The sequence below is a fragment of the Levilactobacillus bambusae genome (assembly GCF_003124125.1).
GTDB classification, from domain to species: Bacteria; Bacillota; Bacilli; order Lactobacillales; family Lactobacillaceae; genus Levilactobacillus; species Levilactobacillus bambusae.
The window spans coordinates 153,249-178,539 of sequence record NZ_QCXQ01000006.1; the positions used below are offsets into that span (position 1 = coordinate 153,249).

General features: G+C 45.6%; 25 protein-coding genes, 2 tRNA genes and 1 other RNA gene. 16 read left to right on the forward strand and 12 right to left on the reverse strand.

What is annotated here, in order from left to right; translation table 11 throughout:
* The first annotated feature begins 125 nt into the window (after window positions 1-125).
* The 3 genes from xylA (at window position 126) to DCM90_RS08550 (ending at window position 4,023) form a co-directional block, all read left to right on the forward strand.
* The gene (xylA, locus tag DCM90_RS08540; protein WP_109250945.1) at window positions 126-1,475 is read left to right on the forward strand and encodes a xylose isomerase; all 1,350 of its coding nucleotides are present in this window, start codon (window positions 126-128) and stop codon (window positions 1,473-1,475) included.
* A gap of 102 nt (window positions 1,476-1,577) precedes the next feature.
* Window positions 1,578-3,089 (forward strand): xylulokinase, encoded by a 1,512-nt coding sequence (xylB, locus tag DCM90_RS08545; RefSeq protein ID WP_109250946.1) that lies wholly within the window; start codon window positions 1,578-1,580, stop codon window positions 3,087-3,089.
* Window positions 3,090-3,384: 295 nt separating this feature from the next.
* The gene (locus tag DCM90_RS08550) at window positions 3,385-4,023 is read left to right on the forward strand and encodes an isochorismatase family protein (RefSeq protein ID WP_225366010.1); all 639 of its coding nucleotides are present in this window, start codon (window positions 3,385-3,387) and stop codon (window positions 4,021-4,023) included.
* A gap of 264 nt (window positions 4,024-4,287) precedes the next feature.
* On the opposite strand, the gene DCM90_RS08555 is transcribed toward DCM90_RS08550, so the two are convergent.
* Genes DCM90_RS08555 through DCM90_RS08575 form a run of 5 tightly spaced genes read right to left on the reverse strand, consistent with a single transcriptional unit; the run spans window position 4,288 to window position 6,137 of the window.
* A complete protein-coding gene (locus tag DCM90_RS08555) occupies window positions 4,288-4,692 on the reverse strand; it encodes an Asp23/Gls24 family envelope stress response protein (RefSeq protein ID WP_109250947.1) in 405 nt (134 codons plus the stop codon).
* 24 nt (window positions 4,693-4,716) lie between these two features.
* Window positions 4,717-5,112, reverse strand: coding sequence for an Asp23/Gls24 family envelope stress response protein (locus DCM90_RS08560; RefSeq protein WP_225366011.1), 396 nt, complete (start codon window positions 5,110-5,112; stop codon window positions 4,717-4,719).
* Between the two features lie 30 nt (window positions 5,113-5,142).
* Window positions 5,143-5,325, reverse strand: a complete 183-nt coding sequence (locus tag DCM90_RS08565; RefSeq protein ID WP_109250949.1) for a hypothetical protein — start codon at window positions 5,323-5,325, stop codon at window positions 5,143-5,145.
* A 12-nt stretch (window positions 5,326-5,337) separates the two neighbouring features.
* Window positions 5,338-5,868 (reverse strand): alkaline shock response membrane anchor protein AmaP, encoded by a 531-nt coding sequence (amaP, locus tag DCM90_RS08570; protein ID WP_109250950.1) that lies wholly within the window; start codon window positions 5,866-5,868, stop codon window positions 5,338-5,340.
* Window positions 5,869-5,879: 11 nt separating this feature from the next.
* Window positions 5,880-6,137, reverse strand: coding sequence for a GlsB/YeaQ/YmgE family stress response membrane protein (locus tag DCM90_RS08575; RefSeq protein WP_109250951.1), 258 nt, complete (start codon window positions 6,135-6,137; stop codon window positions 5,880-5,882).
* A gap of 208 nt (window positions 6,138-6,345) precedes the next feature.
* Between DCM90_RS08575 and ssrA the strand changes: the two genes are divergently transcribed.
* The 3 genes from ssrA (at window position 6,346) to DCM90_RS08590 (ending at window position 10,915) form a co-directional block, all read left to right on the forward strand.
* Window positions 6,346-6,716: a transfer-messenger RNA gene (gene ssrA / locus DCM90_RS08580) on the forward strand.
* A 234-nt stretch (window positions 6,717-6,950) separates the two neighbouring features.
* Window positions 6,951-7,709: a hypothetical protein gene (locus DCM90_RS08585; protein WP_109250952.1), complete on the forward strand. Its 759-nt coding sequence runs from the start codon at window positions 6,951-6,953 to the stop codon at window positions 7,707-7,709.
* Window positions 7,710-8,389: 680 nt separating this feature from the next.
* Window positions 8,390-10,915 carry an AAA family ATPase gene (locus DCM90_RS08590; protein ID WP_109250953.1) on the forward strand — a complete coding sequence of 842 codons (2,526 nt, stop codon included), beginning with the start codon at window positions 8,390-8,392 and terminating at the stop codon, window positions 10,913-10,915.
* A 136-nt stretch (window positions 10,916-11,051) separates the two neighbouring features.
* Here the strand turns inward: DCM90_RS08590 and DCM90_RS08595 are convergent, their stop codons facing one another.
* From DCM90_RS08595 to DCM90_RS08605, 3 genes are all read right to left on the reverse strand, one after another.
* Entirely contained in the window at window positions 11,052-11,657 is a 606-nt protein-coding gene (locus tag DCM90_RS08595; protein ID WP_109250954.1) for a TMEM175 family protein, read from the reverse strand.
* 40 nt (window positions 11,658-11,697) lie between these two features.
* Window positions 11,698-11,985, reverse strand: a complete 288-nt coding sequence (locus tag DCM90_RS08600) for a hypothetical protein (RefSeq protein WP_109250955.1) — start codon at window positions 11,983-11,985, stop codon at window positions 11,698-11,700.
* 250 nt (window positions 11,986-12,235) lie between these two features.
* Complete coding sequence (locus DCM90_RS08605; protein ID WP_109250956.1) at window positions 12,236-13,336, reverse strand: DNA/RNA non-specific endonuclease; 1,101 nt, start codon at window positions 13,334-13,336, stop codon at window positions 12,236-12,238.
* A gap of 178 nt (window positions 13,337-13,514) precedes the next feature.
* Between DCM90_RS08605 and DCM90_RS08610 the strand changes: the two genes are divergently transcribed.
* The 4 genes from DCM90_RS08610 (at window position 13,515) to DCM90_RS08625 (ending at window position 16,049) form a co-directional block, all read left to right on the forward strand.
* Entirely contained in the window at window positions 13,515-13,814 is a 300-nt protein-coding gene (locus DCM90_RS08610) for an ArsR/SmtB family transcription factor (protein WP_109250957.1), read from the forward strand.
* Window positions 13,815-13,875: 61 nt separating this feature from the next.
* Window positions 13,876-15,090 carry an NADH:flavin oxidoreductase/NADH oxidase family protein gene (locus DCM90_RS08615; RefSeq protein ID WP_109250958.1) on the forward strand — a complete coding sequence of 405 codons (1,215 nt, stop codon included), beginning with the start codon at window positions 13,876-13,878 and terminating at the stop codon, window positions 15,088-15,090.
* Window positions 15,091-15,431: 341 nt separating this feature from the next.
* Window positions 15,432-15,701, forward strand: a complete 270-nt coding sequence (locus DCM90_RS08620; RefSeq protein WP_109250959.1) for an AbrB/MazE/SpoVT family DNA-binding domain-containing protein — start codon at window positions 15,432-15,434, stop codon at window positions 15,699-15,701.
* A gap of 12 nt (window positions 15,702-15,713) precedes the next feature.
* Entirely contained in the window at window positions 15,714-16,049 is a 336-nt protein-coding gene (locus DCM90_RS08625) for a type II toxin-antitoxin system PemK/MazF family toxin (RefSeq protein WP_225366012.1), read from the forward strand.
* 27 nt (window positions 16,050-16,076) lie between these two features.
* Here the strand turns inward: DCM90_RS08625 and DCM90_RS08630 are convergent, their stop codons facing one another.
* Together DCM90_RS08630 and DCM90_RS08635 are read right to left on the reverse strand one after the other, a co-directional pair.
* Entirely contained in the window at window positions 16,077-16,856 is a 780-nt protein-coding gene (locus DCM90_RS08630; protein ID WP_225366013.1) for an ion transporter, read from the reverse strand.
* A gap of 42 nt (window positions 16,857-16,898) precedes the next feature.
* On the reverse strand, window positions 16,899-17,684 hold the full coding sequence (locus tag DCM90_RS08635) for a Cof-type HAD-IIB family hydrolase (RefSeq protein ID WP_109250961.1): 786 nt from the start codon (window positions 17,682-17,684) through the stop codon (window positions 16,899-16,901).
* A 222-nt stretch (window positions 17,685-17,906) separates the two neighbouring features.
* Between DCM90_RS08635 and DCM90_RS08640 the strand changes: the two genes are divergently transcribed.
* From DCM90_RS08640 to DCM90_RS08660, 5 genes are all read left to right on the forward strand, one after another.
* Window positions 17,907-18,632 (forward strand): winged helix-turn-helix domain-containing protein, encoded by a 726-nt coding sequence (locus tag DCM90_RS08640; protein WP_109250962.1) that lies wholly within the window; start codon window positions 17,907-17,909, stop codon window positions 18,630-18,632.
* The gene (locus DCM90_RS08645; protein WP_109250963.1) at window positions 18,632-20,107 is read left to right on the forward strand and encodes an ATP-binding protein; all 1,476 of its coding nucleotides are present in this window, start codon (window positions 18,632-18,634) and stop codon (window positions 20,105-20,107) included. Before DCM90_RS08640 ends, DCM90_RS08645 begins: the two co-directional genes overlap by 1 nt.
* Window positions 20,108-20,157: 50 nt before the next feature.
* Entirely contained in the window at window positions 20,158-21,297 is a 1,140-nt protein-coding gene (locus tag DCM90_RS08650; protein ID WP_109250964.1) for a class I SAM-dependent methyltransferase, read from the forward strand.
* A 194-nt stretch (window positions 21,298-21,491) separates the two neighbouring features.
* A complete protein-coding gene (locus tag DCM90_RS08655; protein WP_109251092.1) occupies window positions 21,492-22,355 on the forward strand; it encodes a GRP family sugar transporter in 864 nt (287 codons plus the stop codon).
* 240 nt (window positions 22,356-22,595) lie between these two features.
* Window positions 22,596-23,942, forward strand: coding sequence for a glucose-6-phosphate isomerase (locus DCM90_RS08660; protein ID WP_109250965.1), 1,347 nt, complete (start codon window positions 22,596-22,598; stop codon window positions 23,940-23,942).
* 184 nt (window positions 23,943-24,126) lie between these two features.
* Here the strand turns inward: DCM90_RS08660 and DCM90_RS08665 are convergent.
* Window positions 24,127-24,199 (reverse strand) — tRNA-Glu (locus DCM90_RS08665).
* A gap of 52 nt (window positions 24,200-24,251) precedes the next feature.
* Window positions 24,252-24,905, reverse strand: coding sequence for a hypothetical protein (locus DCM90_RS08670; RefSeq protein WP_165815260.1), 654 nt, complete (start codon window positions 24,903-24,905; stop codon window positions 24,252-24,254).
* Between the two features lie 271 nt (window positions 24,906-25,176).
* Between DCM90_RS08670 and DCM90_RS08675 the strand changes: the two genes are divergently transcribed.
* A tRNA-Gln gene (locus DCM90_RS08675) sits at window positions 25,177-25,248 on the forward strand.
* Window positions 25,249-25,291 lie beyond the last annotated feature (43 nt).

The following is a 25,291-nucleotide window of genomic DNA, read 5'->3' on the forward strand; positions in this document are numbered from 1 at the left end:
GGGGAGTTGGTGATTTTTTTATTGGGATTTTTTTCGAAAACGCTTGCAAAAATTGAACGGCATCGTTATGATTAGCATTGTAAGTTGGTTGTTACAACAAACTAAATAAAAAAGGAGTTTTATCAATGACTGAAGAATATTGGAAGGGCATCAATAAAATTGAATACATTGGCCACCAGGACAAAAAGTCCCAGCTAGGGTTCCAGTACTATAATCCGGATGAAGTAATTGGTGGTAAGAAAATGCGGGATTGGTTACGCTTTTCGGTTGCCTACTGGCACACGTTTGACCAACGGTTAGTCGACAACTTTGGGGACGGGACCGCACAACGGCCGTACGATAAATACACTGATCCAATGGATTTGGCGTTGGCGAAGGTGGACGCCGCCTTTGAATTTTACGATAAACTGGGCGTCGACTTCTTCTGTTTCCACGACCGCGATTTAGCTCCGGAAGGTAATACACTTCGCGAAACAAACGCTAACCTGGATAAGGTAGTGGATAAAATTGTCGAGTACCAAAAGACGACGGGCATGAAGGTTCTTTGGAACACGTCAAATATGTTCTCGAATCCCCGGTTTGTAAATGGAGCTGCGACCTCACCTTCCGCAGAGGTTTATACTTATGCAGCTGCCCAAATCAAGCATAGTTTAGAAATTGGTAAGCGCGTGGGATCCGAAAATTACGTCTTCTGGGGCGGCCGGGAAGGATATGAATCCCTTTGGAATACCGATATGAAACGGGAACAGGACCACATTGCGAAGTTCTTCCACATGGTAAAGGACTACGCTAACGAAATTGGGTTTGACGCTCAATTCTTATTGGAACCAAAGCCAAAGGAACCGACCACTCACCAGTATGACTTTGACGCTGCCACCACGATTGCCTTCATGAAGGAATATGACCTAGATAAGGACTTTAAGTTAAACCTCGAAGGCAACCACGCTAATCTAGCGGGCCACACTTACCAACACGAAATTCGGGTGGCCCGGATTGCGGATATGCTGGGCTCATTGGACGCAAATCAAGGGGATAAGTTAATTGGATGGGACATTGATGAGTTCCCATCAAACCTCTATGAAACCATTGCGGCCATGACAGAAGTCGTTGAGAATGGTAGCATTGGACCACGGGGCGGACTTAACTTTGACTCCAAGCCACGACGGTCATCCTTTGAAGCGGACGACCTCTTCTACGGCCACATCGTTGGAATGGATAGTTTTGCCGCTGGCTTACGGGTTGCGGTAGCGATGAAGGAAGATGGCTTCTTAGATGACCTCGTGAAAGAACGGTACAGTTCGTTTGATTCTGGCATTGGGGCGGAAATTGATAACGGAACGGCTGATATGGCGGCCTTAGAAAAGCAAGTTCTGGATATGCCACAGTCCGAATTAATTACTTCTACCCACTCCGATCACCTTGAACAGATTAAGGACACCATTAACCACTACATGATTGAAACGTTAAGTAAGTAAGCAGGATTTAAACCTCTTATCCTAAAACACGAATGGGCGCTGATTCTTAGACTTTGGGAGCTGAGAGTGGCGCCCATTTTAACTACCAGGAGGAAAACCACTATGGGAGAATACGTACTAGGTGTCGATTTAGGTACCAGTGCTGTGAAAGTTTCGGCCGTTGACCGGTCAGGCAACATTGCAGCGCAGGAAAAGTTTTCGTACGACTTAATTCAAAAGCAACCGGGCTATAACGAGCAAAATCCCGAAGACTGGGTTTCAGGTACCACCGTTGCCATTGTCCGACTAATTTTGAACGACCAAATCCCAGCAGCCGAAATCAAGGGGATCAGTTTTTCGGGTCAGATGCACGGACTCGTTCTTCTGGATGCTCAAAATAAGGTGCTGCGGCCCGCAATTTTGTGGAACGATACCCGAACCACACAGCAGTGCTTAGAAATTAAGGAAAAGATGGGCGCCGAATTTGTCGAGATTACGAGAAATGAACCCCTTGAAGGATTTACCCTCCCTAAGATGTTGTGGGTCAAGGAAAATGAGCCGGAAATTTGGGCTCGGGCCGCAACGTTTTTGCTTCCGAAGGATTACGTCCGGTTCCGCATGACGGGCAAACTGGGAATGGACTACTCGGATGCCACGGGAACGGTCCTCTTAGACGTTGCCGACGGAAAATGGAGCCAAAAAATCTGTCAGTTGTTTGAGATTCCTGAATCAATGTGCCCACCGTTGATTCAGTCAATTGATGATGTCGGAAACATCACCCCTAACTACGCAGAATTTTCGGGATTAGCGGAGGCCACCCGGGTATTCGGGGGCGCCGGCGATAATGCCGCGGGGGCCGTTGGAGCCGGCATTTTAAGTTCTAACATGGTGATGTCTTCCATTGGGACTTCGGGCGTTGTCTTGAAGTACGAGGACTCAGCTGACGTGAACTACCACGGTCAAATCCAGTTTGAGGATCATGCCATTCCTAACCAGTATTACTCAATGGGGGTGACGCTTGCAGCCGGTTATTCCCTCGACTGGTTTAAAAAGACCTTTGCTAAAAACACGGACTTTACGGATTTTGTGGCGAGTGCCGCAAAGTCGACGGTGGGGGCGAATGGGCTGCTTTACACCCCGTATCTGGTGGGCGAACGGGCGCCATATGCCGATGCGGAAATTCGCGGAAGCTTTCTGGGGGTTGATGGAACCCATCAAGCCTATGACTTTGTCCGTGCCGTTTTGGAGGGAATTATCTTTTCGTTCCGGGATATCTTTGATATTTATAAGGCGAACGGAGCCCAATTCGATACGGTCGTATCCATTGGGGGCGGAGCCAAAAGCCCACTTTGGCTCCAGATCCAGGCCGATATTTTTGATACGAAGGTGGTTAGCCTAGAAAATGAACAGGGACCGGGCATGGGCGCCGCGATGATTGCCGCCGTAGGATTAGGCTGGTTTGATAGTCTCCAAGACTGTGCAGCTCAATTTGTTCATTACGGTCGGGCCTACGAACCCAACCAGGATAACGTCAACAAATATAACCGAATTCATGCCATTTATCACCAGGCCTACGAACAGACCCGGGAAATATCCCAGGAACTATTGGATTACCGTCGGGATGAACTGAAGTAGGCGTTAACCTTAATTGGAAGGTGCCGCAAACGTTTGCCACCTTGTGTTAATGGTGCTCCCTCTTACCATCATTAACGGGACTCATGTCCTTCAATTAATCTGAACGCCACTTTATGAAAAGAAAGAGCCTAACCCCAGAGAGGGTTAGGCCTTTAACGTCCCAATTAATAAATTAGGACACGGTGGCTGGATTTGTTGGTTCTAACCGCGTTGAGGGGTCTTTCGTTGACTTTGTTTTTGAAAGTCACTATTCTGATGGTGTTTCAAAACATTAATTTTTGGAGGGATAATCGTTATGCCACTTATTAAGCCAAATAGTATGAAACCTCGTGACCCACAGAAGGATACATTATTAGATCCAGGTAATACAGTGGTGGCAATCATTGATTACCAACCAACGCAGTTACTGTCACAGGAGTCAGCAAATACTGCTAAAATTATGCGTAACGTGGTTGACTTAGCTCGGTTAACCAAGCTATACCAAATTCCCTTGGTCCCAGCAACCGTTAATGTGACGTCGGGAGCGAATGAACCCACTTTTCCGGCCCTTCGCAAGGAATTTGAAGGGTTAAACGTCTATGACCGGATGGTGATTAACGCATGGGAAGACCAAAACTTCTATGATGCCATTCACGAAACCGGACGTAAAAACTTGGTGATTGCCGCCCTGTGGACGGAAGCCTGTCTATCGTTTCCAACTCTCGATGCCCTAAAGGAAGGCTACAATGTTTATCCAGTATTGGATTGCGTGGCTGGCTCTTCAGTAGACGCTAACGATGCAGCCATTCGGCGGATGCAAACCAAGGGGGCCCAGATGACCTCGGTTCCCCAATTGGCCTGTGAATGGCAACGAAACTACGATACCAATAAGGCGACCGTACCAGGATTCTCAGAAATTTTACAGGATGCCGGCTCATTTTTACAGGTTAAATAAATCAGCGGAAATTTTTTGACTCCAAGAAGGGCCGTGACATAAGTCCGCTTCGCTCAGAAAACACAAATCTACAACTTGGCACGAATCCGCTCATCCAAAGTACGGATGCCTTCGTGCCAGTAGTGACGTGATATTAGTCAAGTCAAATCAAAATAAGGGTCACCCCAAAACACGAGCAAAGGACGTTCGTATTACGGGATGACCCTTATTTTGACAGGCTTAAACGACTAAAGCCACAGCCTCTTTGATATGAGCCGGATAAAACTAATCTGGCTTCTTTTTCGTCAATTTTTTGGATTGTTCGGTCCATTCATCATGGGTTAACATATCCTTGACGACGAGATCGATTTTTGTCACCGTAAGATCAGTCATGTTCGTCACCGATTCCGTAATGTTTTTGCTTAACCGATCAAAGACCGTCGGGGCATTTTTACCGTACTCTAAAATTCCGGTTAATTTGAGGGCCACGGTCTTGGCTTCTTTATCAATATCGACATCAATACCGTGGGTTGGATTGTCGTCCTTGCTAAGCCGGTCGGTGAGGTTGTTCCAGAGGTTCCCCTGAAGTGCTAGGATTCCATCAACGTTAGCTGCGGTTTTACCAGCAATTTTTTCGATTACCACTGGATCAAATTCAATGGTTTTATCGACTGTTGGACTTTGTGCCATAAGTTGACCTCCTATTATTCTGAGTTAATTGACTTGTTCCGTTGATTGATTTGAGTTAGGCTTCCCACTATTTTGAGCCTGCCACTCCCGTTTGCTCATGACGTCGTTGATTGAAAGGTTAAGTTCAACTACTTCTAGCCCGGTATACTGGGAAATATCACGATTAACGCGCTGACAGATTTCGTCGAAAATATGGCGGATATCCTTGCCGTATTCAACCGTGGCTTTCATGTCTAAAGCGACTTGGTGTTCACCAACTTCAGCCGCAATTCCCTGAGTGGGATCGGATTCACTCCGAAACCGATCGGTGAGACCGCTGAGTAAACCGCCGTCTAGCGATAGAACTCCGTCAACGTTTCGGGCGGCTAGCCCAGCAATTTTTTCAATTACGCCATCATCATAGGTTAGTTTAGTTTTCATTGGATCGGGCATATTAAATTCCTCCTTCGACTATTCAGAAAAGAACGCGGCAAGTTTTTGGCGAATGGCTCTAGTATCGAATCGAACGAAACGCCCAATTAATGCACCAATGAGCGCCATGAGAGCAACGATGAGAAAGGCGGTAAAGCCGAATATAAACCAAATGAAGCCAAGTAAACCGCCAACAAAGGCCCCAATTATGGTCGGTGTCATTGGATCACCTCCTTAGACAACACGGGGTTGACGTGACCGATGGGTTTCAGTTGTCAGCTGAACGTTTAAGCGTTTGACTTGGAAGCCCAAGCGAGTTAAATAGTCATTCGCTTCCTTTTCCATGGGTTCAACAGCTGGTGGGGGCGACAAACGGGGCTGACTAATCGTAATCTTGCCCCGAACCTGATTTGACCGGGCGATTTTTAACCGCACGTGAACGTCTGGCAGGGAAAAGCGTTCCTTTAGTTGATGAGCCAGATCTTTTTCAACGATTTTATCCGGAATGGTTAGTGTGCCAGACTGACTGTCAAACTGGGCCTGCTTTAACCGGGTTCGTTTAAACAAACCAACCAATAGGAGGCAAAAGCCAATGAGTGCCGTCAGTGCTCCAGCCACGGTAATCATCACGTCAATTTCCGGTTGCGGCTCGTGAAGCCAGGGGGTCAGGTAGGGGATGGGAATGATAATGGCGAGTAAAATAATTCCCGCAAGCAGGGTAACAATTCCCGCCAGTGAAACGATCAACTTACTGGTTCGACTCATAGGATCACCCACTAACTTTTACGTTTGCTTAAACCAAAAATAGCGGAGACGATTAGAACGAGGACAACGGCACCGATGATGGATGGAAAAAGTGCCATTCCAGCGATATGAGGGCCCCAGCTTCCAAGAACCACTTCACCTAACCAGGAACCAACCAATCCCGCGACAATATTGCCAATAATTCCAGCCGGGAGGTCCCGACTCGTTAGCATTCCTGCTAAGGCACCAATGATTCCGCCGATGATAAGGGTCCATAACCAACTAAACATGTTAATCATCCTTTCTATTCAGTGACTTGGTGGTTAACTATGGCCATAAGATAACAAGAACTGGAATCGGTTTCAATGAATATACTCAGGGGTCACAAAGACTTCAAAGTTTCACCGCAGTTTGACTATTTTATTCGAATGGGATCGGTGTTTGAACGAATGACTTTTGTTTTTTTTACAAACGTGCTACACTTATGAAGTAAATTACGGGGTTGTTATGGATTCGACGGGTATAGGTCGAGCCCGGATTGCGTTTCGAAGCGGCATCTTCGTTAAAAGGTCCAGTTTTAAATTATAACTGCAAACAATAATTCTAACTCTTACGCATTGGCTGCCTAATAAGCGCATGCGTAGATCCTCTCTACCTTGTCTGCGGGTAGAATCTGGGTCCTAAATTAGCGGACTTACGTTAATCGCTCACACCTGAAGTAGATTAAAAGAGATAAATCAGGTTAGCTAATCTCGTTAGCCTTGACTGACGGCGCTCTGATTAGTGAACTTCAAATAGTCACTCTATGAACGTAGATATCCGGGTGGCGATATGCTCGGACGCGGGTTCGACTCCCGCCAACTCCATTGAATAGGTTTCATGGGCTCACATAAGTGCTAAAACATTGATATAATAGCATTCTGTTTTTTTTGTTTTTCATATAAAACCATTAATTGGTAACATTTATGGTAACCTGTAAATGAAAGCAAACTTATAAGGAAATAAAAAGTCATTCGCTATACCGCGAATGACTTTTTATTTTTTACACACTGAAATTAGATATCGATGCCAATGGACCTGCTATTGAAAGGACTAAACACTAAATGACAAATGAAGATATGCCAAACCTTGGATTCTTTTTAAAGTTTATTGAACCACAATATCTTGATGATTTTCTAAAAGGGCATGTACACTTTAGTTCACTATACTACTTTAACGAGGTTGAGAGAAATGGTAATAGTATCATTGGTGATGATAGTGAAGGCGCGTATACCCAAAACTTAACCAATGCTACCGCTTATCTACAAATTGAAGGTGACCCCAAAATATATGAATTTCCCGTTTCTCATGCAATTTCGCGCTATGATATGTCTGAGGAAGATAAGAATCACTATGGAATAGCCAGTTTCTTTTACCTGACGAAACAGGATTTTGTCGAACACTCACACAGTGAAAATCAACGGATTTATGTGTTGAAGAAAGAGGTCATTGATTATTTTCGCACTTTTAATACTGATAAAAGAGTCCCAGTCATTATATATACCGATCCGTTTATTGATTTGTTGAAAAAACAAAACACACCCAACACCTGCGGGAAGGTCCACTATTATGACGATGATGATCCTGCGGAGTTTGCTGGCCTTTCACAGATGGATAACTTTTATGACACTATTCCATTTCTTAAACGCAAGCGCTATTCAGATCAGAAAGAATTTCGTGTATGTGTGGTACTTGATAAGGGTACGGAAACAAGTAGAGGTGAAGAATTTGAGTTAGGGGATATGTCGAACATGGCTTTACCATTAAAATTTATCGGTAACCAGCATCTCGCAATCGTTGTTGATTACAGCTCGGAAAAATAATTAGATTATTTCACTGATTACCGCAAATGTTCGGATAAATTGGGGGAGTTCCCGTAATTTATGTATTGCAGGAAGTTTATTGCCAAGACTGCTGCTCGTTAAGCTATTGTGCTATTGAGCAAAGTGGTTTTTGTTAGCAGGACGAATAATGCGTTATTATGGATAAGTTGAATTCGCTTTAATAATCAAGGCTTAATCGCTTCTTTGCTGATAGGTGTCATTAATTTTGATATTATTATCTTTAATTTCTAACAGATCTCGTATAAACTGATTATGGGACATATCTTCCACCGCTTTCAATTTTTGTTTTAGTCGACTTGATTGTTGCATAAGGATGGATATGTCCTTTTGTTATGCACAAAAAGGGCGTTGATGAATTTCTTCATCAACACCAAATATTGTAGAGCCCAAATAAGGAAAGCCTGCTAAATGATCGTTTAGCAGGCTTTCCTTATGTTTAAAAAAGACATAAGAGTACATCTTGAGTACAAATCTACGTGGAATGTTTCTGTCTGTTGTTTTTTAAAATAGGCAGGGGATCAATATATAAACGTCGCTCTGCACGTGACGTTATTCCACAGGAATTAGGGGATAAGAACGCATCGAAGTGAGTTGTGCCAAACTGGTGTATGCTTAGGGCAAGTCATTAAGCAAGAAGAAAATGGGGAGGGGCAGGATTAATGGAGAAAAACTTAGAAGTTGAGGTGCGGGGAGGGCAAGTTAATAACCTTAAAAACATTGACGTTAACATTCCGCTGAATCAGTTTGTGGTAATTTCGGGATTATCTGGTTCGGGAAAGTCGTCGCTGGCAATGGGGATTTTATACGCTGAGGGGTCGCGACGGTATTTGGATGCGCTCTCCACGTATACCAGACGGCGGATTAGTCAGTCTGGCCGGGCGGATGTGAAATCAATCAAGCACATTCCGTCAGCGTTAGCGCTTAAACAACGGCCAACCGTTCCGGGCCCTCGGTCAACCGTTGGAACCATGACCGAAATATACAATGTCTTACGGCTGATTTTCTCCCGGCTTGGTTCGCCGAGATGTCCAAATGGGCACCAAATCCCACCAACCCTTAAAATTGCGGAAGCCATGGATAAGGCTGGCAATGAGAGGGGAATCATTACTTGTCCGGTCTGCGGGGTGAAGTTTTCGGCCTATAGCGCGGAAGACTTTGCTTTCAACGCCGGTGGCGCATGTCTGGAATGCGGGGGATTAGGCGTCACAAAACAACTCGATCCCACGAAAATAATTAGTGATCCGACTAAATCAATTCAAGATGGCGCGGTTGCCGCTTGGAAACTGCCGGGGAGAAACTTCATGCCAACGGTAGCGGAAGCCGCGGGAATTCCAATCGGAATTCCGTATAACCAGCTTAGTGAGCAGCAAAAGGAGTTTGTTCTGCATGGTCACGGAAAAACGTATGATATTAACGTCCCAACGAAAAGCGGTCGGGTGTTCCATATGTCTGACGTTCAGTATGTGAACGCGTTTGATGCGGTCTCCGAAAGTTTAGCCAACACTAAAAGCGAAGTCGCCTTAAAACGGCTTAACCGATTTTATACCACGTCCGTTTGTCCGGTATGCCACGGAACCCGGTTGAACCCCGATCGGTTGACTCAACTGGTAATGGGGCAGAATATTGCGGAAGTGAGTGACTTAGAGTTAAAGGAGCTGAACCGGTGGGTCGATGACCTAACCGCCTGGCTGCCCCGGGATATGACCCAACTGGCAGCCAACCTAACCCGGGAGTTATTGAGTCAGCTCACCCCGATTTTAAATTTAGGGTTGGATTATTTAACGATGAGCCGGGCCGGTGAAACGTTATCAACGGGTGAACTCCAACGAATCCAGCTTGCCCGCACGCTCCGGACCGAAACGACTGGGGTGTTATACGTACTAGATGAACCGTCAGTAGGTTTGCATCCCGATAACGTTACCGGATTGATTAAGATATTTCATCAATTAATCGATCAGGGAAATTCATTAGTGGTGGTAGAACACGAGACGGCCATTATCAACGCCGCAGATTGGGTGATTGAAATCGGTCCGGGATCGGGTCAAAAGGGCGGAGAAGTGATTGCCCAGGGGACTCCTGGCGCGTTAAAAACGGATCCGAACTCTTTGATTGGCCCGTTTTTAAAGGGGACTGCCCCCCTATTAGTTCGGCAGCCAATCTCCGCAGATCAGATTATGGCAACGGGCTGCCTCACACTGACAATTGGCGAGAAGAATAATTTACGGAATGTCGCCATTACGATTCCGGAAAATCGGTTAACCGCAGTTACCGGTTTTTCCGGGGCTGGCAAAACCACCCTCATTCTTGATGGGTTATTCAACGCCTTAACGGCTAATAGTCAGGGCAACCCAATTCCAGACTACGTTACCCAATTAACGAATCCCCATTTGAAACAGTTTGTGAGTATTGATGCTACCCCGGTTGGTAAGAACGTTCGCTCAACGGTCGCCACGTATACGAACATCATGGACGAACTCCGGCGTTTATTCGCTGCCCAACCAGAGGCTAAACGCCAGCACTTAACGAGTTCCTATTTTTCGTATAATACTAAGGATGGGGCGTGTCCTACCTGTGGGGGAACCGGCCAAATTTCGCTGGATATCCAATACCTGCCTGATGTCGTTGAAACCTGCCCTACTTGTCACGGCAGCCGGTTTAACCCAACGGTTCTAACGGTTAAGTGGCAGGGGTTGAGTATCGCTGATGCCTTGAATTTAGAGGTTGGGACGGCACTTACCGTCTTTAGTAACCAGCCCAAAATAGAGAAGACTTTAACGATCCTAAACGATATGGGGTTGGGGTACCTGTTATTAGGGGAGGAGACCCCAAGTCTTTCTGGTGGTGAGGCGCAGCGGCTAAAATTAACGACCCATTTAGGTCATCAATTGGACCAAACCCTCTTTATTTTTGATGAGCCAACAACCGGTTTGCACCCCCTAGATGTTCAGACCTTGATTAGGGTCTTCGATCAACTCCTAGCGAAGGGGGCAACCCTCATTGTAATTACCCATGATTTAGATTTGATGGCCAATTCCGACTATATGATTGATGTTGGCCCACGAGCCGGTGAAAATGGGGGCCGGATAGTTACGGAGGGCAGTCCGCTTCAATTAGCGAAGTCCCCAACTAGTCTAACCACCCAGTATTTAGCCGACTTAGTTAAGCGAACCCAACAACCTAGTTAGGCTATAAAAAGAACGTGAGCAGGCGGTCCGCACTAACGGGACTTCTGTTCACGTTCTTTTTGCAACTAATGGCTGATTCTAGGGCCGGCCAGCCAAACCAGTTAAGGTTATAGCAGCGCTACCCTAGGGTCTGCCGTTATTTTCTAAAGTGGTCGAGTAAGGAATGGTGAATTTTAGTGGAAACCCGGTAGGGAAAGACCCAAATGCCTGAAATAAGAAACCGGCCAATCAAGACAATGGGTGGATAATAAAAGACCCCAAAAAAGAGCATCACGCTGACTAACAGTGAAATTTGGCTGCGACGGTCGTTTTTGACTGCCCATTGAAGTTTGCTGGCGTCAGGATTGGCCTTTAACAGGTAGTGGGTCAAGATAGAAAAGGAAAAGCTCCACATGGTAAAGACGACTAAGTAAGCAAATTCAGGTAAAAAACTGATCATATTTTGGCTATCGTGGCCCACCCAAAGCGTCACAGCCGGACAGAGGGTTAACCAAAACAACCAAAAAAGATCGGCCCAAATGACCGCGTTTGAAACCCGGTTTGCCATGCCAAATAGCCGGTGGTGGCTAACCCAAATGACGGCAATAAAAATAAAACTAACGAGGTAGGTTAGCATTAACGGGGTAATGGTTCGCAGGGACGACAGGACTGGGCGGGTTGGAATGCGAATATTAAAAATAAGCAGGGTAATCACAATGCTGACGACCCCATCGGTGAAGGAAACAATGCGGTTCTTGTCCAATCAAATCATCTTTTCGTTTAAAAATTTAAGGCCGGCGCTCTTATTCAAAGGGATTGCTTTTTTCGACGATGACTTCGCTTAAATTATCATTATCAGTCGTCTCATTGACCGCTGAAACGTAGTAGTGCTTCCCATTAAGGATCAGCTGCTCGCGGGTTTTAGAAAGTGTGACGAGGCGATTTTTAACGGTAGGGAAGTCAAGATCAGCAGCTTCTAACCCGTAACGGCTGAGGTTAAAAACCCGAATGTCGCCCCCATTAATTAGGGTTGGGGATTCAAGGTCAAAAGTGACGGACTCGTCGTTTGTTAGTTCTAAAATCGCTTTCATAATGTCCTCCTACTGGGTGAGTAACAGACAATACTTTCAGTCTGAGTATAATGCAAAATCTACTAGAATGGGAGCAACATGCTTATATCTGGGCAGGAGTTGAGGGGTGACGGGCGACATTAGAGGGGTGCCCTGGACAGAAAGCGATGTACGATGAAGCTGATGGATTGCAGCCGGTGATTGGATAGAAAAAAACTGGTTCAGAAGTCGAGGTGGGGATCTCGGGTTCTGGGCCAGTTAAGTCAGATGCTTATGGTTGTGCGTATTGATTGCCACGGATGGCTTGTGTAGCGCCGTTAGATACCGCGGCCGTTTGACTCATGTACTCATAGTTGTTGGGATTCATAACCTTGGAATAGTACTTGTTGCTATCTGAGACGTACACCATCCCAGAGCCAGCGATTGTCCATTGCCCATTAGTAGTCGGTTTAACTGGAGTCTCTGTGGACTGACTTACGGAAGACGTGGATGAGCTTTCCGCTGTAGAAGATGACGACTGAGAGGACGATTCGGTGGTCCGACTTTGATTTGCAACAGTCGATGACGAATTAGACCCGTTCGTGTAATTAATCTGATACCCCTCAACCGAATTAAGCACCACAATTTCCTGATCTAAACGCCCATCGGATGACTTAATGTCGACAACGGATCCGCGGGGAATGGTTTCGTCTGCTTGATAGAGTGGGGTGGTTTCGTACGAGATGGTATTTTTAGTGTTGGCATGGTTCTGCCAGTAGTTTTCGGCTAGCTCTTCTGCGTGCCGCATGCCACCATCTTGATTAGCACCGACGTTTTGGGGGCGGGTACCGGTCGTGAAATTATATTCTGAGGTGTAGGACTTAGCCCCCAACAAACTATCCGCAATGGAATGGCTGCGGTTATATAAGTAACCATGGTAGGTGCGGCCCGTTAAACCATAGGTAATGGCCACCTTAGGGTTCTGAGACGGCCAGGCAGGAGGGGCTAACGGTGTTCCCTGCCGTGATCCTTGCGAAGCTCGGTATTCCGAATAGGTAAGGATGGCCTTGGCCGTTGTAGAACGTCCTTGACTATCGGCGGAAAAATGGGTATCCCCGGCCTTCATATTCTGAAACCCTGATAATTTGGCCCGCCCGTTTTCCCAGTAATAGTTTTTGGTGGGGCCGGCCGATTGCTGATTGGTGTAAGTGATGAGCTTAGAGAGAATGGCCTTATGGGAGGCGGAGGGTTTAGTTGACGAGGTTTGAACTGAGTTGGTAGCGGACTGGGAGTGATCCTCGGAGGAGGATGACCCCGACGTACAACCCGTTAGTAGCCCGCCAAGAACGACTAATGTAAATAATAGGGTAAAAGGTGATTGTTTCTTTAGCATAGTTTGCTCCTTTAACGTGTAGATCAAGTGTCCAATAAAAAGTTAACCTTACAAAGTATAGCAAAAATCAAAAATAATTTAATCACTTACCAAAATATAATCGCGGTTTACAATGGTTTGACAGTTTAATTAAGCTGTGTTTTAATGTGTTTAAACATTTGAACGGAAGGGGATTACGATGAGCGAACGATCATTTAACCTATTTAAGGCAGCTGAACCAAGCCTTAGCATGATGAGTGACCCAAACCGGCAGCGAATTATTCTTTATCTATGTGACCAACCACTAACGGTGAATCAACTAACGGAAAAGTTAAATCTTTCACGGCCAGCGGTTTCCCACCACTTAAAGCTATTGCTAACGGCTAACCTCGTTAGGGTGGATCAGGTTGGAACTGAACGGTACTACGAAAACAACATGGAACCGACCATTCAGTTACTGCGGGATTTAGCCGATTCATTAGAAAAGGACAGCCAATAACGGCTTTCTTGGCTTTTTTGTTTAAATGTTTAAACATACAAACTAAATTGGAGGCTTTTTTATGTCAGTTAATCCATTATTTACCCCACTAACCTTACAGAACGGAACCACCCTTAAGAATCGATTCGTTAAACCTGCGATGAGCGAGGAAATGGGGGATAAACGGTTTCGGCCGACCAAGGACCTAGTTAATCTTTACCGCCAATGGGCTCAGGGTGGAACGGGATTATTAATTACCGGTAACGTGATGGTGGACTCCCGGGCCCGCGGAGAAATGGGCAACGTTGTGGTGGAAGATGACCGGGATTTGGACCGTTTGCGGGCCTGGGCAGCCGCAGGAACCGAAAATCAGACGCAACTTTGGATGCAGTTAAATCATCCGGGCAAGCAATCACCGAAAACCATGAGTGTCGAACCTGTCGCTCCCAGTGCCATCCCGTTAGAAGGGGATAACGCCTTTGCCTTTAATCCGCCACGGGCACTGACGGTCTTAGAAATTCAAGATATTGTGACCCGGTTTGCTCGGGCAGCGGGCGTTGCCAAACGGGCGGGATTTACGGGGGTAGAAATTCATGCGGCCCACGGTTACCTGCTCAATCAATTCCTATCGCCCCATGACAATCAGCGGCATGACGAATACGGTGGCAGTTTGGAAAACCGGATGCGGATTCTAGTGGAAATTTATTCAGCGGTTCGGCAGACAGTCGGAGCTGCTTTTCCCGTGGGCTTTAAGATTAACTCCTCGGATTTTCGGCCGGATGGACTGACTGAATCCGATTCACTCCAGGTTATTCAGAGGATGGCCGAGCTCGGGGTCGACCTCATTGAAATCTCCGGGGGAAACTATGAAAACCCTCGGATGCAGAGTACGGGTAACGGGGCATTCTTTATTGATTACGCCGCAAAGGTAAAGCGGATAGTGAACGTTCCCGTCTGTGTGACGGGTGGGTTCCGGAGTATGACGGGAATGGTCGAAGCGGTTGACCGCAATCAAACGAACTTGATCGGGTTAGCCCGGCCGTTAGCGTTAATTCCTGACTTACCCAATCAAATTCAGCAGGGTCAGTTTGACCACCTGCAATTGGAACATTTAACCACCGGAGTTAAGTTGTTGGATAAAAAACTCGGATCCCTGATCGGGTTAAGTTATTATCAGGCGGCTCTGCATCGGATTGCGACTGGGCGCCCAGTTAAACGGACGAAGAACGCCTGGTATCCATTGGGCTATGCGTTTAAAACTCAAGGTTTAGCCATGTTTATGCCGGACCGGGCCTAGATAGCTGGCCCCAACAACTAATCAACTTAACGAAGACTCAACGGGGCCCAAACTTAATGGAACCGGTGAGTCTTTTATTGTGTCAAGGAGGGGTTAGCCAGTGCTTATGTTTGAGTTCGCAGAATAGAGGGCTATACTTAAACCGGATAGTGATAAGAGAGTCATAACGTTTGCAGTAGGAAAAATGGTTGCGGGTTGAAGACCGATAGATTGAGATGGTTTTTGGTTGGATACCGGCAGACAGCGGGTGTTAAAAATTCTTCCCCAAGGTGGGGTTTTGGATTGCTAAAATGTATCTATCGGGATATACTATCGGCGGTAAATAGATGAGGAGGGACACGATGACAATTACGACCATTTCAAAGTGGGGGAACTCTAAGGGAATTCACCTCCCCAAAAAACAGTTGGAACAAATTGGGATCTTTGAAGAACGACAGCAGGTCACCATTAGTGTTGAGGGAAATCGGATTGTGATTGAAAAATATGAAGAACAATCACCCCTTGCAAAACGATTTTCAGGGTTTGATCTGGATCAGTACTTTGCCCAGTTTGATGCGAATGAGTCGCTCGAGTTTGACGCGGGCCAACCACAGGGACGTGAGCAGATTTAGGGGGGATGTCAGGTGGACAAAGTAATGTACCATCAGGGGGATATTGTCCTTGCTGATTTAAGCCCGGTTGTGGGTCACGAACAAAATGGTTATCGGCCTTTACTGATCGTATCAAGTAATGATTTTAATGAGTTTACTCGGCTGGTTAAAATCGTACCAATTACCACCACGAACAACGGGTTTCCACTGCATTTAGCATTACCAGAGCACCTTAAAGTTCACGGATTTATTATGACCGAACATGAACGAACGCTGGATCTTAACCAACGACCCAACCGAAAAGTTGAGGAGTGCCCTGAAGAAACATTAAGCCAGGCATTAGATATGATTTTTGACACATATAAGTAACTAAAAAGCCGAAGGACAGCGAATGAGCTAGTCCCTCGGCTTTTTTTGGGCCGAATTCTGAAGTTGATCTGAAAGATGATCTAACTTTTGCTGAAGCTGGTGGTTTTCTTTATGTAGCTGGGCAATCTCGTTTTGAACCCGATTTAATTGCTGAGAATCCTGCTGGTTAGCGGCAAAAAAGGTTGTCAGCGTACTGGTTAACATCCCGACAAACCCGACGCCAACGAGCATGAGGAAGATGGCAATCACTTTCCCAGCGTGGGTATGAGGTGCCACATCACCATAGCCCACCGTTGTGGCAGTTGTTAAGGCCCACCAAATGGCTTCGCCAAAGGAAATATTTTCGGCCATGGAAAAGAAGGCGGATGCCAGCAGGATAATGACAATGCTGGCGTACATTAAGTAGAGAAATCCGTTGGTTTTTAAAAAGGAATAGAGCTTTTCCCGAATTTTTACAATCACTCCCGCCAACCGAATTAAGCGGGCAATCCTGACCAGCCGAATGACCCGGGCAAACCGGAAGAGCGAAAATAGGTAGTTAACTGGGATGATTGCTAGGAGGTCCAACACGTGGGTTTTAACGTACTGACGCTTATTTTTAGCTAGCCAAAGGCCGCCAAAGTAATCAATGGTGAAGACCGCCCAGATGAGGTTGTCAATGGTGTCAAAGGGGGCGGTGTTGAGTGGGATTTGTTCGGCAAATTCATAGAGGGTCAACCCGGTTGAAATTATCGCGAGGGTGATGATAAACATGTCGTATGTAGAACGCAGGGCCGAATTTTTCATGTGAACTCCTTTAATAAACAAACGTTAAACTCCTATTAGTATAACAGTTTAACGTGAATATAATTAAGGAATCAGATCAAAATGGCGTAGGCCGTTCACAATTCCATGGTTGGTATTCGCCGTTGTCTGATACTCGGCGTGGGGAACAACGTGGGGGAGTGCGTTACCCATGGCAACCGCATGGTCAACAAAATCTAACATGGGAATGTCATTATTGCCATCGCCGAATGCGTACGTTGGGATTCCCTCAAAGTGGCCCGCTTTAATGAGTTCTTGAATCCCAGTCTGCTTGGAGACACCGTAGTTCACAATATCCATGCTGGACGGTGTGTTGCGGTAAAAGGTCAGCTCATGGGTGGATTCAAAATGCTGCCGGTAAAGATCATCGTGCTCCGGTAATGTTTGAACGACCATCATGTAGACGGGATTGGTTTTCCAAAAGTCGGGATCCGGTAAAACGACCAACATGTTAACGAAGTTGTAGGCATCCACCAAGGTCTTAGTCAGGTGATCGGCTCGACCTTCCACATCGTTCAGCATGGTAAAGGTATCGCCCTGTTCGTTAACAAACTTTTGGAACAGATCAATTAATCCAGGTGCGAGCGGGGATGAAAAGGCGGGATGACCGTCAATTTCAACGAAGGCGCCGTTGCCTCCTACGACGGAATTAATGCCAGTAACCGCCATGATTTCCTTAATTTCAAAAATATTACGTCCCGTGGCAATTACGGGGAGCACATCGTTTGACTTGAGCTGACGCATCGCAGTAGCAACTTCATCATCGACGAGCGAATCAGCGTTGAGAAGGGTACTATCCAAGTCGAAAAACGCAAGGGCTTTATAGGTCATAGTGAAACTCCTTTCAGTGTTGCAATTCATAATATTAGTATAACATTTTGTGATCGGTTTCAAAAAGGGACGTAAGCATGATTGTAAGCATTCGGGTGTTCCCCTATAATAGGGATAGGGTAGTCACAAAATCGTCACAAATCAGTTATCGGCTGGATATGTAACTATGGTAGTGTAGACGAATAACTTTGACTTTGTGGGGAAGAAGATGGAGGCACCACGATGAAATTATTAATGATTGAAGATAATAAGTCCGTCTCACAGATGATGGGAATGTTTTTTAAGAAGGAAGACTGGGATGCATCCTTTGCGTATGACGGTAATGAAGCAATGGAAATGTTTAATGAAACGCCAACCGAATGGGACATTATCACATTAGACCTCAACTTACCGGGGAAGGATGGCATGCAGGTGAGTTCAGAGATTCGCCAAGTATCCCCAACTGTCCCCATTATTATGTTAACGGCAAGGGATTCAGAGTCCGACCAGGTTTTGGGGTTAGAAATGGGTGCCGATGATTATGTTACCAAGCCTTTTAGTCCCATTACCTTAATTGCCCGGATAAAAGCCCTTCACCGCCGGGCTGAACTGAATCCGACTGAACGGCCGGCACGAGCAGCAAATGAAACCCCGCAGTTTGATATTCAGACGGAACACTTCCAACTGAGTACGAAGACCCGGGAAGCCTACTTAAATGACCAACCGATTGAGGGTTTAACCCCGAAGGAATTTGATCTGTTACGGACGTTAGCCCAAAAACCTAAGCAGGTATTCTCAAGGGAACAGTTGTTGCAGCTGGTCTGGGATTATGAATACTATGGCGATGAGCGAACGGTTGATGCGCATATCAAGAAGTTGCGCCAAAAGATGGAAAAAGTTGGCCCCCAGGTTATTCAAACGGTTTGGGGCGTTGGTTATAAATTTGATGATAGTGTGGTCGATGCTTAATGAAGCTGGTTTATCAGCAAATGCTGGGGTTCTTTGCCATCATTATGATTACGTTAGTCCTTCTGGGATTTTCGTACAGTCAGATGTCGCGGCGGATGGTTTATACCAACACTTGGGCGCAGTTAGAGCAAACCTCAGATAGTTTAATTGAACAGTCACTAAGAATTAATACGGATGATAACGGTAAACGGGTCGTTCGGTTTAACACCGAAACGCTGACGAATAATGAAGCGCTCCTACAAAACCAACATACCACCATCACGGTTTTCGATGCCCAAAACGAAGTCGTTTTTCCGAATAATGTTTATCAACGAAAAATTTCGGCGTCCGATTGGAAAAAACTGCAAAAAAATGAAATTATCCATAAGGTATCTGATACCCACTTTCGGACCAAGGACGGTCGGACGTCGCCAGCGTTAACCGATGTGTTTAAACCCTATTTTTATAAGGGAAAGCTGGTGGCCGTTGTTCGGATCGGCTCTTGGATCTCTAACATTCAGACTAATATTAATCAGATGAACCGAAACCTCATTAAGGCCCTGTTAATCTCGAGCATTGTGGCGATAGTCTTAAGTTATATCGTTGCTCGGTATACGACCCAACGGATTAATCGGCTGCGAATTGCCACGAATCGGGTGACGAGGGGCGACTATGATGTTCACATGGTTAGTAAAAACCGGGATGAGATTGACGACTTAATTAACGATTTCAACGGAATGACGCATGCACTGAAGGAATCACAGGAGGAAATTCAGCGGCAAGAAGAGCGACGAAAGGAATTTATGGCCAACGCTTCTCACGAAATGCGGACGCCGTTGACGACTCTTAATGGCTTGTTGGAGGGGTTAGCGTACGATGCGATTCCCGAAGAAAGCAAGGCCCAAAGCATTGATTTAATGCGAAGTGAAACGAACCGTCTGATTCGGTTAGTCAACGAGAACTTAGACTACGAAAAAATCCGGACAAATCAAATTAGTTTGAATTTGCATGATTTTAATGCGGTTGACGCCCTTGAAAACATTGTTGATCAACTGCAGCAGAAAGCCGCAGATAGTCAGGATCAACTCGTGTTGGAAGCCCCAGAGGACGTTGAGGTTTACGCTGACTACGACCGGTTTGTTCAGATTATGTTTAATATTACGCAGAATGCCATCCAGTTTACGGAATCGGGAACGATTAAAATTTCTGCTCAGCGGGGGTACAAGGAGGCAATTTTTAAAGTTGAGGATAACGGGATTGGAATGACACAGGATCAGGTTAAGAATATTTGGGACCGTTACTATAAAGCCGATCCGTCACGGAAAAACACCAAGTACGGGGAATCCGGGCTCGGTTTATCAATTGTTCATCAACTTGTAACGCTTCATCATGGTAAAATAAACGTAACCAGTAAGGAAGGTGTTGGGACTACATTTACGGTGATCTTACCTGATCATCAGCCCACGCCAGAAGCCACTAACTCAGACGAGAAGTAAACGCCGGGAAATTCCCGGCGTTTTTAGCCGATTTTATTTAGGAGGAAATTATGAAGACAGTTCAAATTACCGGAAAAGCCGTCAAAAAATTTGAGGATGGGTACCCTCAGTTAGCAATGACCGACCTTGAAAATCCAGCCGATTTTCAAGACGGGGAATGGGTTCAATTAGAAAGCCACGGTCACTTTGTTGCCATTGCTTATTTTGCCAAGGAACGGAAGGGTGCGGGGTGGATCTTTACGCTGCATGAAAACGAAAGGATCGACGACCGGTTCTTTGCCAGCCTGTTTAGAGGTGCCATGGCCCGGCGGCGTCATTTAGCCGATTTAGAAGCTTATTGCTGGTTCAATGGAGCCGGAGATGGCCTCGGGGGCCTTACCATTGATAAATACTTGAATGCCTACCTCTTCAAGTTTGATAATCGAGCCCTCTTCTTGCAGCGCGACTTAATTATTGAGGGTTTTAACGAAGTGATGGCCTCTGATATTGCGTTAATTGTCAGCTTCAACGGGAACCAGGAATTAGTCATGGGATCGGAAGATGAACTGCCAAAACTCGTTCATGAAAACGAAGTTGTATTTCCCATCAACTTAATGAAGGGACAAGATTTAGGGTTAGAGTTCCGGGACGTCCGGGAAATGGTTAAGCCCATGGCTCCACAGAAAAGTGTCCTCAACGTTTTTGATGCCGAAACGGGACTGATTCCTGTTGCTATGGTAGGCGATGCCACTAACGCTGTAACGGTGGATCCCGCTGCTCGGGCCACTAAGATTACACAGGAACAATTACTAGCTAATAATGCCGACCAGGCACCCGTGGAAATTCGGACGATGGACGTTGAAAATTATTTGGATTATGCTATCAAACATCACCTCACGTTTGATTTAGTGACGGTTAATCCACCAAATTTTATTCGCGGAAAGAAGCGTGAATTTCGGTTAACCAAAGATTTAGTTTCCCTAATGGAACAAATTTTTAGTGTCGTCGCCCCAGGTACCAAAATTATTTTGAGTATTACTTCACCAAGTTTTTCCATGAAACGGTTACGGAAAGAAGTGAACGAGGCAGTTGCAAACAGCGGGATTCAGGCGAGTGTTGAAAACACTTTCAGTGCCCCGGATGATTTTCCCGTAAATCGTTCACAACAACATTCTGAAGCAATTAAGGGAATTATTCTAACAATCCATTAATGATTTGCCTAGACCAATTATGACAAAATTGTGAAACAAAGCTTCCCTGAAATTTTGTTTAAATGAAAATGCTTTACTTTTTTCCATGAATAAATTACACTTACTGTGGTTAATAAAAACGTTTTCATTAATTCGTTAATTAAAAGTAATGAATTAAAATTCAAAGCAGGAAGAGGCAAAGTGTCATGCAAATTATGTGGATTCTACTGGCATTAATTCCCGCCATCGGGTTTGGTAGTGTTGGTATCGTGAGTGGTTTAGTTGGTGGGACAACCTACCAACAGACGTTGGGAACAACGACGGGGGCGTTCCTCATTGGGATTTTGACCCTGATCGTTTGGCATCCTGAACTAAACGGTAAGATCTGGTTAGTTGGGATCATTTCTGGTCTCTGTTGGACGGTTGGTCAATTTGGTCAGTTCTCCGCCTTTAAGTACATGGGTGTTTCGAGTGCAATGCCATTTTCAACCGGATTGCAGCTCTTAGGGAACACCTTAGCCGGAGTCTTGCTCTTCTCTGAATGGCAGGGAGCTCGGATGTATACCCTGGGGATTTTAGCTCTGTTACTCTTAGTTATCGGGGCCGCCTTAACCTCTAAGCGCAGCCGAGATAACCAAGAGGTGGATCCAACCCACGACCAAAAAAAGGGTTGGACTTACTTATTGATTTCAACGGTGGGTTACGTTGGTTATACCGTTGTCATTGACCTTGGCAACGTGCCCGCTAAGTCCGTTATGTTTCCACAATCAATTGGGATGCTGGCCGGAGCGATTTTATTCGTTGTCTTTGCCCGGGAAAGCATTCGCAGTGCCGCTACTTGGAAGAACATCCTGACCGGGATTGTTTGGGGAATCGGTAACTGTGCCCTGTTCATTGTGATTCCACACCTTGGGTTAGCCGTAACCTACGCCTTCTCACAGTGTGGGGTAATCATCTCGACGTTCGGTGGGATCTTTATCCTCAACGAACATAAAACCCGGACCGAAATGGCTTACGTCACGATTGGGTGTCTGCTGATTGTTGTTGGGGCCGTCGCTTTGTCCTTCATTAAAGCTTAAATAAGTAACGCGAGACCAACTGAGAGTGGCCTCGCGTTTTTTATTAGCGTTCGTTCCAAGTGGGGCTTGCTTTTTGGTTGGATAAAATTTACAATGAGGATATCGAATGAAGCGTTTTCATTTTATAAATTATTTATGAAAATGAGTTGGATGATATAATGGACTATACCATTGAACTTTGAGGACAATTCGTTATAATAAAGACAGCAGTAAATAATAAATTGAGTGAGGTAGACGACAATGGCACACATTACTTTTGATAGTTCTAAGCTTCAAAAATTTGTTCATGATAATGAATTGGGCGAAATGCAAGCAATGGTTACCGCAGCCGATAGTGAACTTCGGAACGGAACGGGCGCGGGCGCAGACTACCGTGATTGGTTAAACTGGCCGAATGATTATGATAAAGAGGAATTTGACCGGATTAAGAAGGCCGCTCAAAAGATTCAATCGGACTCCCAAGTTTTTGTGGTCATTGGCATTGGAGGATCCTACCTAGGAGCTAAAATGGCCGTTGATTTCCTGAACGACACCTTCTATAACTACCTCCCCGATAGTGAACGCAAAACCCCTCAGGTCTTCTTTGCGGGGAACTCACTAAGTTCATCCTACGTTTACGACCTGATCCATTTAATTGGGGACCGCGACTTTTCCGTTAACATTATCTCTAAGTCAGGGACGACGACGGAACCGTCAATTGCCTTCCGGATTTTCAAGGATAAATTAGTTGAAAAGTACGGTGAAGCCGAAGCCAAGAAACGGATCTATGCCACAACCGATGCTAACAGCGGGGCCTTACATGATGAAGCAAAAGCTGAGGGCTATGAAAGTTTTGTTGTGCCCGATGGAATTGGGGGCCGGTACTCAGTGCTTTCCGCCGTTGGATTGCTGCCAATTGCAGTTTCTGGTGCCAGCATTGACGATCTGATGCAGGGGGCAGCGGATGCCGAAGCAGAATACGTCAGCCCTGATCTGACTAAGAATGAAGCTTACCAGTACGCTGCTTACCGGAATATTTTATATCGGAAGGGCTACACCACTGAGCTTTTGGAAAATTACGAACCAAATATGATGATGTTTTCCGAATGGTGGAAACAGTTAGCCGGCGAATCCGAGGGGAAGGACCAAAAGGGAATTTACCCGTCATCCGCTAACTTTACCACCGATCTGCATTCCCTGGGCCAGTACATTCAAGAGGGGCTCCGGAACCTAATGGAAACGGTTGTTAAGGTTGATAAACCTAACCATGACGTTGAAGTTCCTAAGGAACCCCAAGATTTAGATGGCTTAGGCTACTTAGAGGGTAAGACGATGGATTATGCCAACACCAAGGCGTTTGAAGGTGTGACGTTGGCCCATATTGATGGGGGCGTTCCAAACATGAGCGTCCACATTCCCGACCAAACCGCTTATACATTAGGCTACCTCATTTACTTCTTTGAAATCGGAATTGCGATTTCAGGTTACCTCAACGGGATTAACCCATTTAATCAACCGGGGGTGGAAGCCTACAAGACCAATATGTTCGCGCTATTAGGCAAACCTGGATACGAAGAATTAGGTCAAAAGTTAAACGACCGCTTATAAAAAATGAGCTTGGATCGCCTTAAGTGATGGGGGTTCTAAATTAAGGGACCGTTACTAAATTCGATTGGATTTAGTAACGGTCCCTTTTGGTTGTTGAGTGGAAGAAAAAAGAAGCAAAACGTTGATTTAATCACGTTTTGCTTCTTTAGTATTTACGTGCGATTGCTCAGGATTCCTGAGGTTATCACCCACACGGGGATCGAACCCGTAACTCCGCCTTGAGAGGGCGACGTCTTAACCAATTTGACCAGTGGGCAATGTCAAACTTGCATGTATAAATATAAAACTTTTCAGCGGCGGTGTCAACCACTATTCATGTGATTGCCCCGATTTGGTGGGGAAAATCGGTGAAGCAGGGGTCTTTTGAAACTTTCGAACGAGGGTCGGGGACTGATTTTCCACGTCGGCGTCGGAAGTATTAAAGTCGTCCACTAACCGAGTTTTATTATCATAGATGAACGCCCGGCCCTCGGTTGCTGGCCAAGTGATGATGAATCGCTTACCGGTGTCAGACGTATACCGAATACTAATGAACCGCATGCTGGAATACATATTTGCCGTTTGAAAGTAGGCATCGGGCAGGATAATGAACGCTTCGTTGGTATGAACGACCGTTTTACGCAGAAAGTCTTTCTTGCCATCGGCGTAGGCAATTTCAATTTCTGCGTTAACTGCGATTCGGCTCCCGCTATTTTCAATTCGGATGACTGCTTGGGAGAGGGGATTTTGATTAACCAACTGTTGGGCGTCGCGCACATGATTTTGGGAGGTCCAGTACCATTCACCCGCCCGGACCCGTTGATGCCAGCTCAGGGTGAATATAGCTTGGGAATCCAGGGCCCGGGCCTTTTTATCAGATCTCAGCTGAAGGATAACCCCTAAGGCACCTGCTGGAATTCCAAAGGCTTCTGCGAGTCCTTCCACCCAGTCGGGATCCCAGTCATGCCAAAATGGATATCGCATTGTCATTGCGACGATGTATCCCAACAACAGCCCGAGAACCAAAATTAGTAAATGTGATAGGTGCGTTACAACGAAATGTTTAAACCGTTTGAAAAACATAGGTGCATCCCTTCTCAATCTTGATAATCGCTAATTTAATTATAGCATAGGGGTGCCAGTGACCTTTTGGCGGACGATTTCGCATAAAGTTTAAAATGTCTAAATAAATTTTGTTGACAGATATTCATTTTATTTGTAAAATAAAATAGTTGTCAAATGGCAATCGATTTATTGGGTATTAGCCAAATGGTAAGGCGGTGGACTCTGAATCCATAATTTACTGGTTCGATCCCAGTATACCCAATCAAATAAAAAGAGGGCATTCAAGAATTTATCTTGGATGTCCT